The organism is Streptomyces sp. HNM0645 (assembly GCF_030056615.1).
In the GTDB taxonomy this organism is placed as follows: Bacteria; Actinomycetota; Actinomycetes; order Streptomycetales; family Streptomycetaceae; genus Streptomyces; species Streptomyces marianii.
Genome location: NZ_JASHLT010000009.1, coordinates 105,826 through 119,466, shown reverse-complemented (window position 1 = coordinate 119,466; position 13,641 = coordinate 105,826). Strand labels below are relative to the sequence as shown.

Below are 13,641 nucleotides of genomic sequence, written 5' to 3'. Positions count from 1 at the left end.
CGCACGGGTCAGGGGGCGTGGCGGTCGGTGATCGGACGCATGTCCGCGGACGACAGGAGCTTGGACATGTCCTCCTCCGTGGCCGGGGCGTCGATGCCCAGTGCCTCGCTGTCCAGCAGGCGGGACAGCATGGCCGCCTTGCGCGGTCCGTGCGCCCCGATCACCTGCAGCGGCGCCGCGTCACCGGAGCCGCGCACGTCGACCAGGCGTACGACGATGTCGTCCCGCTGGAAGATCGTGCTGCTGTCGATCGGGGTCGACGGGTCGCCCGCCGCCGCCTCGTCCTGACCGGCGAGCAGCCGCGCCAGCGCCATGCCGCAACCGGGCTTGGCCGGGTAGTAGAGCGCGTGCCGCTTGACGGCCTCGTCGTCGGTGCCCGCCGAGGCCAGGTGGTGCACCGCGGGGAGCGCGGCCCGGGTGAAGAACACCCGTGCGGAGTCCGGGTCGTTGAGGTCCCGGTCCTGCTCCAGATAGGGGTTGATGGCCTCCTCGACGGCACGCACCTCGGGCTGACGGGCCACGTGACGCAGCGCCGCCATCAGGTCGCCCTCCACCTCGACGGCCCGCACGACACGGTTGCCGTGCATGAACAGCGAGGTCCGGCGCAGCCGGGTGTGCTCGTCGACCTTCGCCTGCGGCGACTGGTACCCCGCGAGGATGTCGGCCACGAGCGCCTCGGTGCCCGGCTTCACGGTGAAGGTGAGGGCGTGGCGCACCACGTTGTCACCCACACGGGGGAACGGCTGCAGTCCGCCCTGAACGGCGTCGGCGGTTGCGGAGGTGTTCAGCTTGCCCGTCTCGCGCAACACGCTGAAGCGAAGGGAGCGGGTGTCCCGGACGCAGTTGTGGAGCGGCCGTACGGTCTCGACGTGCTCCTCGCTGTTCACCCAGGCGAGGAAGGGCGGTGCGCTCTCCCACTCGCTGGTGATCAGCCACTGCGAGGGATTCTCGATCGACTGGCACAGCTGGTCGCTGATGTGGCCCGGCACCGACGCGACCTGGTTGCGCATGTGCTCGTACGCCTTCAGGAAGTTCTGCTGAGCGCCGTCATGAAGGTCCAGCAGCAGTACGACACGCAGCCTGGAGCCGTCAAAGGCCGACTGGGATATACGTTCGGAAAGCGTTGTCATGATGCACGCATCTCCTTCGAGACGGTGGGGCCGCCGCGTGCGGTGCACGAAGCCGGCTCGGGGGTTTCAGGCTTCGATCCTGTGCCGGTACCACGGGTGGCGCGAGATGTGTGAACCAGGTGGGTGAACCAGGCGATCGAGCCCCTCCCGCCAGGGCATGGAAACTCCATTCCCCCCTACCGGCGGCTGGAGCTGGAGCTACTGATGGAAGAACACATCGACGAGCGCGTACCGGTACTCATCGTGGGCGGCTCCCTGGTGGGGCTGTCCTCCTCGCTGTTCCTCGGCAGGCTCGGCGTCGGGCACATGCTGGTGGAGAGACACGCGGGCACGTCGAGGCATCCGCGCGGCCGGGGCAACAACGTCCGCACCATGGAGCTGTTCCGGGTGGCGGGTGCCGAGCCGCTGATCCACGAGGCCGCGTCCCTCCTCGCCGGCAACCACGGCATCTTCCAGACCCCGTCGCTCCACGGCGACGCCGGGGAGTGGCTGCTCAAGGAGATCGACCCCGGGGGCGGGATCGCCCGCTTCAGCCCGTCCGGGTGGTGCGTGTGCAGCCAGAACGACCTCGAGCCGGTGCTGCTGGACTGCGCGCGCGAACTCGGCGGCGACCTGCGCTACTCCACCGAGATGGTCTCGTTCGAGCAGGACGCGGAGGGCGTCACCGCCGTCGTGCAGGAACGCGGGTCGGGACGGCGCAGGACCGTGCGCGCCGACTTCCTGATCGCGGCCGACGGGCCCCGCAGCCCGATCCGCCAGCACCTCGGCATCGGCCAGACGGGCCACGGGGACCTGTTCCACAACGTCAGCATCACCTTCCGCTCACGCGGGCTGGCGGACATCGTCGGCGACCGGCGCTTCATCGTCTGCTACCTCACCGCCGAGGGTGCGGACGGTGCCCTGCTGCCCGTGGACAACACCGAGAACTGGGTCTTCCACGCCCCCTGGCAGCCGGACACCGGCGAGACGCTGGAGGACTTCACCGACGAGCGCTGCGCCGCGCACATCCGCCGCGCGGTCGGGGCCCCGGACATCGACGTGGAGATCACCGGAAAGGCCCCGTGGCACGCGGCCGAACGCGTCGCGGAACGGTACGGCCGGGGCCGGGTCTTCCTCGCCGGCGACTCCGCCCACGAGATGTCGCCCACCGGCGCGTTCGGCTCCAACACCGGCATCCAGGACGCCCACAACCTCGCCTGGAAGCTCTCCCTCGTCCTCGACGGGTCGGCGGGTCCCGGGCTGCTGAGCAGCTACGAGGCCGAGCGCCGGCCGGTGGCCGAGGCCACCAGCGAGCGCGCCTCGGCACGGTCGGCGGAGCACAGCCATCCGGGCTACACCCCCGGACCGGAGATGGTCGGCGGCCGCCAGCGCGGCATGCTCACCGTCGCCATGGGCTACCGCTATCCGCGCGGCGCCGTCGTCGGAGCCGATCCGGACATGGCGGTCGTACCCGATCGGATGGACCTCTCCGGGGACCCCGGCACCCGCGCCCCGCACATGTGGCTGCACCCGCAGGGCAGCGAGCGGACGATCTCCACGCTGGACCTGTACGAGCGCAGCTTCGTGCTGCTCACCGGCTCCGGCGGCACACCGTGGCACACGGCGGCCGCCAAGGTGGCCGAGAAGCTGTCCATCACACTGGACGCCTACCGGATCGGCGCTGAGCCGCACGCGGAACTCGTACCCGAAGCGGGTGACTGGGCCGAACTGCACGGCACGACCGACGAGGGCGCCGTGGTGGTGCGCCCCGACGGCTTCGTCGCCTGGCGCGCGCCGGGTGCGGTCCGCGACCCGGAGACGGCCCTGCTCGACACCATGAAAGCCCTGCTCCACCGCGCCTGACCCGGCGCGGGCATCCTCACGGCCGCCGTGGCGGCAGCCGGTGCAGTCCGACCGCGGTCAGCCGACCGCGGGCCGCCACGGCGGTCATGTACGTGCAGTACGGCTGCCGCCGCCGGTCCGTGGGCGAGCCGGGGTTCAGCAGCCGCAGCCCGCCCTCGGCGGTGCTGTCCCAGGGAACGTGGCTGTGGCCGAACACCAGGACGTCCAGGTCGGGGAACCGTTCCGCGCACCGCCGTTCGCGGCCCTGTGCGGGACCCGTCTCGTGCACGACGCCGAAGCGCAGACCGCACAGTTCCGTCCGGGCGACCTCCGGCAGCCGGTCCCGCAGTGCGGGACCGTCGTTGTTGCCGTACACCGCGACGAGCCGCCGCGCACGGGCTTCGAGCAGGTCCAGGGTGGCGGTGTCCACCCAGTCGCCGGCATGGATCACGACGTCGGCACGTTCGATCCGCCGCAGCAGCTCACCCGGCAGTTCCCGGGCCCGCGCGGGGACATGGGTGTCCGACGTCAGCACCAGCCTCATGAGCGCATTGTCCACCGGACGGGCGTCCGCCGGCCGTCCGGAAGGGGGCTCGTGGAGGGCGGGCGCAGGGCTCGCGGCAGGGCGCATGAAGCCCACGGGGCGCGGGTATCCGGTGCGGGCACTGGCGGGCCCACACGGCTGGGGAGAGGCGACCATGAGGCGCAGCGGCGGCAACGACACGGCGGCGAAGGAGACCGGAGCCCGGCCGGCACCGGGAGCGGAACCGATGGCACCCGCTCTGCGGGCACTGGCCGTGGTTGCCGCGTTCGTGGCGACCGTCGGCTTCAGCGTGGTCCTCGCCCGGCTCACCCTCGAGCCGTCGGCCGCGTCGGAACCGCTCACCCACAGCAACGTCCGGCCGGGCGCGTCCATCCGGGACTACCTGTCCCAGCCGGCGTTCCGCGACACCGTCAAGCAGCTCGGTGGCAACGTCCTGCTCGGCGTCCCGTTCGGCGTGCTGCTCCCGGTCCTGGTGCCGAAGGCCCGCGGCCTCCTACGGGTGCTGCTGGCGACGGCGCTGGTCATGGCGCTGGTGGAACTCGTCCAGGGCGCGCTGGTCACCGGCCGTGCGTTCGACGTCGACGACGTCATCCTGAACACCACGGGTGCCGTGCTGGGCTATCTCCTCATCGGCCGCCGGCTCGGCCGCGCCGTGCACCCGCGCCGCCACCACTGGTGGCGGCGCCGGCCCCGCGGCGCGGCGGCGCCCGACGCCTGAGGCCCGGGGGACGTCCCGGTCACCCGCGGCCGGCCGCCGCCGGACCCGGACCGATGCTGGCCCGCTCGATCAGGCCAGGAACCGGCACCCGGACCGTACGAGCGGCGCCTCCGTCGAGCAGCGCGGTGAGTTCGCCCGCCGCGATGCGGCCGAAGGAGACGGTGTCCCGGGAGAGGGCGGTGAGCCACGGGTCGACCAGCCGGCACAGCGCCGAGTCCTCCCAGGCCACGATCGACACGTCCTCGGGCACCCCCCAGCCGAGACCCGTCGCCGCGGCGACGCCGGCCACGGCCAGCACGTCGTTGTCGTACACGAGAGCGGTCGGCGGCGCGTCGCCGGAGAGCACTCCGCGGGTGACCGCGGCGCCCTCCGCGTCCGAGTAGTCGGTGGTGACGGAACGGACCTCGGTCAGCCCCAGCCGCGCGGCCTCGGCGCGCAGTGAGCGGATGCGCCGCTCGGTGTGCGCGAGACCGGGCAGTCCGGCGATGTGCACGATCCGCCGGTGCCCGAGCGCATGGAGCCGGTCCACGACGGACGCCATCGCGCCGGTGTCGTCCGCCCACACGGTGGACAGAGCCGGACCGCCCTCCTCGGGGGCACCGCCGATCACCACGGCCGGCAGGCCGAGTTCGTCGAGCAGCGCCGGCCGCGGGTCGTCGGTCCGCGGGTCGACGACCAGGACTCCGTCCACCCTGTGCTCGGCCCACCAGCGGCGGTAGACCGCGCACTCGGCGCCCACGTCCTCCACCACCTGGAAGAGCAGACCGAGATGGCGCTCCGACAGCACCTCCTGGATGCCGGAGACCAGCTGGAGGAAGAACGAGTCGACGCCGAGCGTACCCGCGGGCCGTGCGACCACCAGGCCCACCGTCGCCGCGCCCTCACCGGACAGTGCGCGGGCGGCGGTGCTCGGCCGCCAGCCCAGCTGTTCGGCGACCCGGCGCACCCGGTCGCGGGTGATCTCGGAGACGCCCGGCCGATCGTTGAGCGCGAACGACACGGCGCTCTCCGAGACCCCCGCCCGCCGGGCGATGTCCTTCATCGTCGGCCGGCGGGCCGGCACCCGCCGGCGCTGCGACGCGTCCTTGGCGGACGGGGGATCCGCTCCCATCCGTGCCCCTTTCCCGACCTCGGTCCCTCAGTGTACTAATGCGCTTGAGTGGTTGCACCCTAAAGCGCATTAGTCGATCAGGCAACCTTGTATGTACAGGTCGCTGAACTGCGGTGATGCCGGGTCGATAGGATTCGTCGAGTCAATGCATTGACTTTTCCCGGGAACGCAATGCAGGGTCTGCTCCCAAACGTCCGCGGCGCCCCGTGCGCCGGATGCCGCCGTCACGTCCGGCCGAGCAAAGGAGCCGATCCACCGTGCCCATCCCCCGCCGTACCGCCCGCAGAGCAGCCGCCGCTGCCGCCGCCCTCGCCGTCGTCCTGCCGCTCAGCGCCTGTGGAGGCGGGTCGGGCGGCGGGGGCGCGGCGGACGCCTCCGGCAAGGTCCAGGGCAGCATCACGTTCCAGACCTGGAACCTGCAGGCCAACTTCAAGCCCTACTTCACCGGCCTCATCGCCGAGTTCGAGAAGAAGTACCCCGGCACGGAGGTGAAGTGGATCGATCAGCCCGCCGAGGGCTACGCCGACAAGCTGAGCGCCGACGCCGCCGGCGGCACCCTCCCCGACGTCGTGAACGTCTCACCGGACCTGCTCGCCCCGCTCGCCAAGGCCGGTCTCGCCCTCGACCTCGACAAGGCGGCCGCGCAGTACGAGAAGGAGTACCTGCCGGGTGCCTGGGCCGGTCACCGGATCCCGGGGACGGAGGGCACGTACGCCTTCCCCTGGTACCTCAACACCGGCCCGCTGTTCTACAACAAGCGCCTCTTCGAGGAGGCCGGGCTCGACCCGGAAAGGCCCCCCACGACGTACGACGAGCTCTTCGAGCAGTCGCTCCGGATCGCCGAGGAGAGCAAGGGCAGGATCGCCACGCTGGCCAACATCCCCACCATCGAGGACTTCGGCCGCTACGGCGTGCGGCTGATGAACGAGGAGGGTACGGCCTTCACCTTCAACGACGCCAAGGGTGTCGAACTGCTCACCAGGTACAAGGAGTTGTACGAGGCGAAGGCGCTCGACCCGCAGGCGCTCACCGCGACGCCCGAGTCGGCCGGCAAGAAGTTCCTCACCCAGGCGGTGGCGATGAACCCGGGCTCCGCCCTGGACCTGGAGAAGTTCAGGAAGGACGCCCCGGCCCTGTACGAGAACATCGGGATCACCGAGCAGATCAGCAGCACCGGAAAGGACAACATGTACGTGATGGGGGTCATGGTGAACGCCCGGACCGAGCGGGCGCCGGCCGCCGTGGCCTTCGCGCACTTCGTCACCGACGCCCGTCACCAGATGGAGTTCGCCAAGCAGGTCGCCATCTTCCCGAGCACCGCCGGCTCCCTCGACGACCCGTACTTCACCAAGGAGGACGGCACCGACGGGACGCGGGTGCGGATCGCGGCCGCCAAGTCCCTGAAGACCGCGGTCAACTACACCCCGGTGCTGATGAGCGACCAGATGAAGACCGAGCTGCGCAACGCCGTCGCGAGGGCGCTCCAGGGCAAGGAGAGCCCCGAGGAAGCTCTTGACAACGCTGTCAAGGCGTGCGACCGGCTGTTGAGGCAGAGCTGAGATCCGGACGAGCAGGGACCGGGCCATGACGACCCCCATCGCGTCCTCGACGGCGACCGCCGGCAGCACGGCGGAGCGGCGCGCACCGAAGAGCCCCCCGCCCGGTCGCCGGCCACGGGACGGACGAAGCCGTATCAGACGGCATCTGCCCACGAGCCCCTGGCTGTTCGCTGCCCCCGGGCTGCTGGTCGCCGGCGCCTTCAGTCTCTATCCGTTCCTCTCCACGGTGGCCAACTCCCTGACGGATCGCAGGACGTTGCTGCCCGGCCGGTTCGTGGGACTGGACAACTACCGGGAGATGCTCGGGGACGAGATGTTCTGGACCGGCCTGCGCAACAGCACGCTGTACGTGCTCGGCGTCGTGCCCGCACTGGTGGTCCTGCCGCTGCTGCTGGCACTGCTCGTGCAGAAGCAGATCCCCGGCATCTCGTTCTTCCGCTCCGCCTTCTACACCCCGGTCGTCGCCTCCATCGTGGTGGTCGGCCTGATCTGGGTGTGGCTGCTGGACGAACGCGGGCTGGTGAACTCGGTGCTGGAGGCGGTGGGCGTCGGCCGGGTCGGCTTCCTCAGCGACCAGTGGCTGCTCCTGCTGAGCGCCATGGCGGTCACGGTCTGGAAGGGCCTCGGCTACTACATGATCATCTATCTCGCGGCGCTGGCGAACGTCCCGCGCGAGCTCCACGAGGCGGCGTCCGTGGACGGCGCGGGGGCCGTACGCCGGTTCCTCGCCGTCACGCTTCCCGCGGTCCGCTCCACGATGGTGCTGGTGGGGGCGCTCTCCTCGGTGGCGGCCTTCAAGGTCTTCTCCGAGGTGTACTTGATGGCCGGCCCCGACGGCGGCCCCGCGGGCGAGGACACCACCCTCGTCATGCTCGTCCAGCGCACCGGCACCGGACTGAGCGGCCGGGTCGGCTATGCCTCGGCGATCTCGGTGGTCGTCTTCGCCGTCACGGTCGCGCTGATGCTGCTGGTGCTGCGCGCCGACCGCAAGGAGGGCGCATGAGCCGGCGGAAGGACCGCTCGGACCGATGGAAGGACGCTGTGGAACGGCAGGAGGAGGGTGCGGAGCGGGGGCGCGTCCGCGGCGGCCGGGAGAGCGGGCGCCGGATGCCCGTCTGGGAGGTCGCGCTGCGCTACGTGCTGCTGCTGGCCGTCCTCGCGCTCACCGTCGGGCCGTTCCTGTGGCAGCTGGCCACCTCGCTCAAGGGCCCGCACGAGGACATCTTCAGCTCCCCGCCGAGCTTCCTTCCCGAGCAGCCCACGCTCGCCAACTACAGCCGTGTCGCCGCGACCATCCCCGTGTGGGACTACGCGCTCAACTCGCTCACCGTCGCGGTGGCCAACGTGGTGACCAACTGCGCGGGAGCGGCACTCGCCGGCTATGCCCTCGCCCGGCTGCGCTACCGGGGCCGCAAGGCCGCCACGGTCGCGTTCGTCCTGGCGATGCTCGTGCCCGTCGAGGGCATCATCATCGCCCAGTTCACGACCATGCGTGAGCTCGGACTGAACAACACCCTCGTCGGTGTGGTGCTGCCGCTGTCGGTCTCGGCGCTGAACGTGCTGCTGATGCGCAACGCGTTCCTCAATCTGCCCTACGAGGTGGAAGAGGCCGCGTTCGTCGACGGGGCCAATGTCTGGCAGCGGTTCGCGCGGATCGCGCTGCCCTCGGTCAAGGGCACCCTGGCGGTCGTCGCCATCTTCGCCTTCATGGGCGCCTGGGACGACTTCCTGTGGCCGCTGATCGTGCTCAGCGATCCGCAGAACTTCACCCTGACCATCGGGCTCAACTACCTGCACGGCACCTTCGCGAACGACGAACGCCTCGTCGCGGCGGGCACGATCATCGCCGTGCTGCCGCTGATCGTCCTGTTCGCATGCCTCCAGCGCTACTTCTTCCGGGGCGTGGGCGAGGGCGCGGTCAAGGGCTGACGCACCGTCCACGCGACCGGCCCGCCGAACCGTCCCGTCCCCCGAACCCTCCGAGGAGCCCCTGACACACATGACCTCACGCGTGCGCTTCGGCGCCAACTACACTCCGAGCCGAGGATGGTTCCACCACTGGCTCGACTTCGACCTCGACGCCGTACGCGGCGACCTGGACTCCGTCGCGTCACTGGGCCTCGACCACGTCCGGGTCTTCCCGCTGTGGCCGGTCTTCCAGCCCAACCGCACCCTGATCCGCCCGCGGGCCGTGGAGCAGCTCGTCCTGCTCGCCGACGCGGCCGCGGAGCGTGGGCTGGACGTCAGCGTCGACGGACTGCAGGGGCACCTGTCGAGCTTCGACTTCCTGCCGTCCTGGACACGGACCTGGCACCGCCGCAGCATCTTCACGGATCCGGACGTGGTGACGGGCCAGGCCGAGTATCTGCGCACGCTCGCCCAAGCCCTCGCCGACCGACCCAACTTCATCGGCATGACCATCGGCAACGAGGTCAACCAGTTCTCCGCCGGTCCGCACCCGGACCCCGACCGGATCACACCGGAGCAGGCTGAGCGGTGGCTGGGTCTGCTGCTGGCCGCCTGCGAGGAGGGCGCGCCGGGCGGACTGCACCTGCACGCCGAGTACGACGCCGCCTGGTACCAGGACGACCAGCCGTTCACACCCGCGCACTCGGCCCGGCTGGGCGCCGTCACCGCCGTGCACTCCTGGGTCTTCAACGGCACGGCCCAGCGCCACGGCCGCACGGGCACGGCGACCGAGCACCACGCCGCGTACCTCGTCGAGCTCTCCAAGGCGTGGGCGGACGATCCGCACCGCCCGGTGTGGCTGCAGGAGGTCGGCGCGCCCGCACCGCTGGTGCCCGCCGAGCACGCGGACACCTTCACCGAGGCGACCGTGGCCAACGCCCTCGACTGCCAAGACCTGTGGGGCGTCACCTGGTGGTGCTCGCACGACGTGTCGCGCTCCCTGGCCGACTTCCCCGAACTCGAGTACAGCCTGGGCCTGATGACCAGCGACCGGGAGGTCAAGCCGGCCGGACGGACGATCGCCCGCATCGTCCGCGAGCAGCGGGAACGTCCGCACCGGCCCGCCCCGCGCACCACGGCGCTCGTCGTCGACGCGGGCGACGACGACACCGCCCCGCGGCGCTCGGTCTGCGCGCCGGGCGGAGCCGTCTTCGAGGCTTTCGCCCGGCTCACCGCGGACGGGGTCCGGCCCGCCGCCGTCCTCGCGAGCAGGGCGGGCGAGACCGGGCATCTGGCAGCCCGAGGCATCACCGAGGTCGTCACCCCGGACGAGGTCCGATGACGGCCCGCACGGCCCTCACGGTAGGCATGGCCCGCACGGCCCCTGCGGACGTGCACCGTTCGCCGTCCCCGTGGCGCCCGCCCCGGGGCGGCGGCAGGTCCGGGTGCCGTCGTGCCCGGCCGGTCGCGACCACCGGTCACCACGTGTGAGAGGGGTCCGCGACCCCCCCCGTACCGGCCCTGGATCCCCGACCTGCCACGGAGAGCCCGTCTCGCCGGCCGCAGCCGTCGTCCACCGCTGGTGACACCCGCCCCCGCATTCCGAACCCCTTACGGAGCAGCCCTCATGCATGACGACCGCAGCCTGGTCGAGGCCCGACTGAAGCGCGTCCTCGACGAACGCATCCGACCCGCCGTGTACTCCGCGTCCGTCCCGCTGGACGTGGCCGTCTGGAACGCCCCCGGTGAGCCCGTACCGGTCGCCGAAGGGCTGGCCGCCGAGCCCTCGCCGATCAGCGTCGGCACGAGGTGGGGCGCGCCGTGGGGGACCAGCTGGTTCCGGGTGACCGGGACCGTCCCGGCCGAGTGGGCGGGGAGGACGGTCGAGGCGGTCCTCGACCTCGGCTTCGACGAGAACATGCCCGGGTTCCAGTGCGAAGGGCTCGTCTACCGGCCCGACGGCACCCCGGTGAAGGGACTGAACCCGCGCAACCAGTGGGTCCGGATCGCGGCGCCCGCAGAGGGCGGCGAGCAGGTGCGGCTGCACATCGAGGCGGCGTCCAACCCCGTCATCCTCGACTACCACCCGTTCCTCCCCACCCCGCTGGGGGACAGGGAGACCGCCGGCACCGAGCCGCAGTACCGGCTGAGCCGGATGGACCTCGCCGTCTTCGAGGAGGACGTCTGGCAGCTGGTGATGGACCTGGAGGTGCTGGGCGAGCTGATGGAGGAGCTCCCGGCGGACTCCGCCCGGCGCTGGGAGATCCTGCGGGCTGTCGACCGGGCCCTGGACGCCGTCGACCTGCAGGACGTCCCCGGCACCGCTGCCGCCGCCCGGGCCCGCCTGGAGCGGGTACTGGCCACCCCCGCCCAGCCCTCGGCGCACCGCATCAGCGCCGTAGGCCACGCCCACATCGACTCCGCCTGGCTTTGGCCGTTGCGGGAGACCGTGCGCAAGGTCGCCCGCACCGCCTCCAACATGACGGCGTTGCTGGAGGACGAGCCCGACTTCGTCTTCGCCATGTCGCAGGCGCAGCAGTGGGCCTGGGTCAAGGAGCACCGGCCGGAGGTGTGGGCCAAGGTGAAGAAGGCCGTCGCCGACGGCCGGTTCGTGCCGGCGGGAGGGATGTGGGTGGAGTCCGACACCAACATGCCCGGATCGGAGGCCATGGCGCGTCAGTTCGTCCACGGCAAGCGGTTCTTCCTGGACGAGTTCGGCATCGAGAACGACGAGGCCTGGCTCCCGGACACGTTCGGGTTCGCCGCGGGGCTGCCCCAGATCATCAGGGCGGCCGGCTCCAGGCGGCTGCTCACCCAGAAGATCTCCTGGTCGCAGACGAACAGGTTCCCGCACCACACCTTCCAGTGGGAGGGCATCGACGGGACGCGGATCTTCACCCACTTCCCTCCGGTGGACACCTACAACTGCTCCATGAAGGGCAGCGAGATCGCCCACGCCGCGAGGAACTTCAAGGACAAGGGCGTCGCCCGGCACTCGCTCGCGCCCACCGGCTGGGGTGACGGGGGCGGCGGCACCACCCGGGAAATGGTCGCCAAGGCCGCCCGGATGCGGGACCTCGAAGGCGCGGCGACCGTGGTCTGGGAGACTCCTCGGGAGTTCTTCACCAAGGCCGAGGCCGAGTACGAGAATCCGCCGGTGTGGGTCGGCGAGCTGTACCTCGAACTGCACCGGGCCACGCTGACCAGCCAGGCGAGGACCAAGCGGGGCAACCGCCGCTCCGAGCACCTGCTGCGCGAGGCCGAGCTGTGGGCCGCGACGGCCGCGGTGCGGACCGGGTTCCCGTACCCGTACGAACGGCTCGACCGGATCTGGAAGACGGTGCTGCTGCACCAGTTCCACGACATCCTCCCCGGCTCGTCCATCGCCTGGGTGCACCGCGAGGCCGAGCGGACGTACGCCGCGGTCGCCGAGGAGCTGAACGCCCTCGTCGACGCCGCCCAGCGTGCCCTCGCCGGCGACGGTTCCGCCGAGCTGGTCTTCAACTCCGCCCCGCACGCACGGCACGGGGTCGCGGCGGGCGGTGCCGCTCGGCCGACCGGCGGCGGCGCGGCGCATCTGCAGCCGCGCGAGGGCGGCGGATACGTCCTCGACAACGGACTGCTCCGAGTGGAGATCGACGGACGGGGCCTGGTCGTCTCCGTGTACGACATCGGCGCCGAGCGGGAGACCGTCCCGCCGGGGGAAGCCGCCAACCTGCTGCAACTGCACCCGGACTTCCCGAACATGTGGGACGCGTGGGACGTGGACGAGTTCTACCGGAACACCGTGACGGACCTGGTGGAGGCTGATCTCGTGGAGCAGTCCGGTCCGGAAGGTGCCGCCGGTCCGGAAGGCGCCGTGGAACCCGGCGCGGCCGCCGTGCGGATCGTGCGCTCCTTCGGAGCGTCCGAGGTGCGCCAGGTGCTGTCGCTCGCGCCCGGCGCCAAGCGGCTCGACATCGACACCGAAGTCGACTGGCACGAGACCGAGAAGTTCCTCAAGCTGGCCTTCCCGCTCGACGTGCACGCCGAGCGGTACGCGTCCGAGACCCAGTTCGGCCACTTCCACCGGGCGACGCACACCAACACCAGCTGGGAGGCGGCCAAGTTCGAGGCATGCAACCACCGCTTCGTCCACATCGGCGAACCGGACTGGGGCGTGGCGCTGGTCAACGACTCCACGTACGGCCACGACGTGACCCGTACCGTCCGCACCACCGACTCCGGTACGACGACCACACTCAGGACGTCCCTGCTGCGCGCTCCGCGCTTCCCCGATCCGGAGACCGACCAGGGGGTCCACCGCTTCCGGCACGCTCTCGCACCGGGCGCGACGATCGGCGACGCGGTGCGCGAGGGGTACCGAGTGAACCTTCCGGAGCGGCGGGTGACGGGTGCGGACGCGGTCGTCGCGCCGCTTGTCGCGGTGGACGACGACGCGGTGGTGGTGACGGCGGTCAAGCTCGCCGACGACGGCAGCGGCGATGTCGTGGTCCGCTTCCACGAGTCGCGCGGTGGGCGTGCCCGCGCGAGGCTGACGGCAGGCTTCCCCTTGGCGGGAGCGCTGGCGACGGACCTGCTGGAGCGTCCGGGGGCCGAGGACCGGACGCTGGAGCGCACCGGCGACACGGTGTCCCTCGACCTGCGCCCGTTCGAGCTCGTGACGCTGCGGCTGACCAGGGGCTGAGGGGCTGAGGGGCTGAGGGGCCGATGGGCCGGGACGGGTCACGGGGCCCGGAAGGGCGGGGGACCGGAGGGCGTCGAGGGCGTGGGACCGTGGTACGGGGGATCCGGGTCCTGAGAGGGGACCGGCGTGAACTGACGCGCGCCGGTGCCGGCACGGCCGGCAA

Annotated in this window: 10 protein-coding genes; 7 read left to right on the top strand and 3 right to left on the bottom strand. The window is 71.5% G+C overall.

Going from position 1 to position 13,641, the window contains the following annotated elements; all coding sequences use genetic code 11:
- Positions 1-8: 8 nt before the first annotated feature.
- On the bottom strand, positions 9-1,130 hold the full coding sequence (locus QMZ92_RS08065) for a SchA/CurD-like domain-containing protein (protein ID WP_283296537.1): 1,122 nt from the start codon (positions 1,128-1,130) through the stop codon (positions 9-11).
- Positions 1,131-1,334: 204 nt separating this feature from the next.
- On the opposite strand from QMZ92_RS08065, the gene QMZ92_RS08060 reads away from it, so the two are divergent.
- The gene (locus tag QMZ92_RS08060; protein ID WP_283296536.1) at positions 1,335-2,972 is read left to right on the top strand and encodes an FAD-dependent oxidoreductase; all 1,638 of its coding nucleotides are present in this window, start codon (positions 1,335-1,337) and stop codon (positions 2,970-2,972) included.
- A 16-nt stretch (positions 2,973-2,988) separates the two neighbouring features.
- On the opposite strand, the gene QMZ92_RS08055 is transcribed toward QMZ92_RS08060, so the two are convergent.
- Entirely contained in the window at positions 2,989-3,495 is a 507-nt protein-coding gene (locus tag QMZ92_RS08055) for a metallophosphoesterase family protein (protein ID WP_283296535.1), read from the bottom strand.
- Between the two features lie 154 nt (positions 3,496-3,649).
- Here QMZ92_RS08055 and QMZ92_RS08050 point away from each other — a divergent pair, with 154 nt between their 5' ends.
- Complete coding sequence (locus tag QMZ92_RS08050; RefSeq protein WP_283296534.1) at positions 3,650-4,213, top strand: VanZ family protein; 564 nt, start codon at positions 3,650-3,652, stop codon at positions 4,211-4,213.
- A gap of 19 nt (positions 4,214-4,232) precedes the next feature.
- Here QMZ92_RS08050 and QMZ92_RS08045 read toward each other — a convergent pair whose 3' ends face one another.
- Entirely contained in the window at positions 4,233-5,324 is a 1,092-nt protein-coding gene (locus QMZ92_RS08045; protein ID WP_283296533.1) for a LacI family DNA-binding transcriptional regulator, read from the bottom strand.
- A gap of 257 nt (positions 5,325-5,581) precedes the next feature.
- Between QMZ92_RS08045 and QMZ92_RS08040 the strand changes: the two genes are divergently transcribed.
- From QMZ92_RS08040 to QMZ92_RS08020, 5 genes are all read left to right on the top strand, one after another.
- Entirely contained in the window at positions 5,582-6,883 is a 1,302-nt protein-coding gene (locus QMZ92_RS08040; protein WP_283296532.1) for an ABC transporter substrate-binding protein, read from the top strand.
- A gap of 25 nt (positions 6,884-6,908) precedes the next feature.
- Positions 6,909-7,886, top strand: coding sequence for a carbohydrate ABC transporter permease (locus QMZ92_RS08035; RefSeq protein ID WP_283296531.1), 978 nt, complete (start codon positions 6,909-6,911; stop codon positions 7,884-7,886).
- A 104-nt stretch (positions 7,887-7,990) separates the two neighbouring features.
- A complete protein-coding gene (locus QMZ92_RS08030) occupies positions 7,991-8,812 on the top strand; it encodes a carbohydrate ABC transporter permease (RefSeq protein WP_283296579.1) in 822 nt (273 codons plus the stop codon).
- A gap of 70 nt (positions 8,813-8,882) precedes the next feature.
- On the top strand, positions 8,883-10,133 hold the full coding sequence (locus QMZ92_RS08025) for a glycoside hydrolase 5 family protein (RefSeq protein ID WP_283296530.1): 1,251 nt from the start codon (positions 8,883-8,885) through the stop codon (positions 10,131-10,133).
- A gap of 285 nt (positions 10,134-10,418) precedes the next feature.
- On the top strand, positions 10,419-13,478 hold the full coding sequence (locus QMZ92_RS08020) for an alpha-mannosidase (RefSeq protein ID WP_283296529.1): 3,060 nt from the start codon (positions 10,419-10,421) through the stop codon (positions 13,476-13,478).
- The last annotated feature ends 163 nt before the right edge of the window (positions 13,479-13,641 follow it).

Bases quoted from the DNA above. Each gene is read 5' to 3' on its own strand.
- QMZ92_RS08025 (WP_283296530.1), top strand. From the start codon at position 8,883: ATGACCTCACGCGTGCGCTTCGGCGCCAACTACACTCCGAGCCGAGGA.
- QMZ92_RS08055 (WP_283296535.1), bottom strand. From the start codon at position 3,495: ATGAGGCTGGTGCTGACGTCGGACACCCATGTCCCCGCGCGGGCCCGG.
- QMZ92_RS08020 (WP_283296529.1), top strand. From the start codon at position 10,419: ATGCATGACGACCGCAGCCTGGTCGAGGCCCGACTGAAGCGCGTCCTC.
- QMZ92_RS08045 (WP_283296533.1), bottom strand. From the start codon at position 5,324: ATGGGAGCGGATCCCCCGTCCGCCAAGGACGCGTCGCAGCGCCGGCGG.
- QMZ92_RS08035 (WP_283296531.1), top strand. From the start codon at position 6,909: ATGACGACCCCCATCGCGTCCTCGACGGCGACCGCCGGCAGCACGGCG.
- QMZ92_RS08065 (WP_283296537.1), bottom strand. From the start codon at position 1,130: ATGACAACGCTTTCCGAACGTATATCCCAGTCGGCCTTTGACGGCTCC.
- QMZ92_RS08030 (WP_283296579.1), top strand. From the start codon at position 7,991: ATGCCCGTCTGGGAGGTCGCGCTGCGCTACGTGCTGCTGCTGGCCGTC.
- QMZ92_RS08060 (WP_283296536.1), top strand. From the start codon at position 1,335: ATGGAAGAACACATCGACGAGCGCGTACCGGTACTCATCGTGGGCGGC.
- QMZ92_RS08050 (WP_283296534.1), top strand. From the start codon at position 3,650: ATGAGGCGCAGCGGCGGCAACGACACGGCGGCGAAGGAGACCGGAGCC.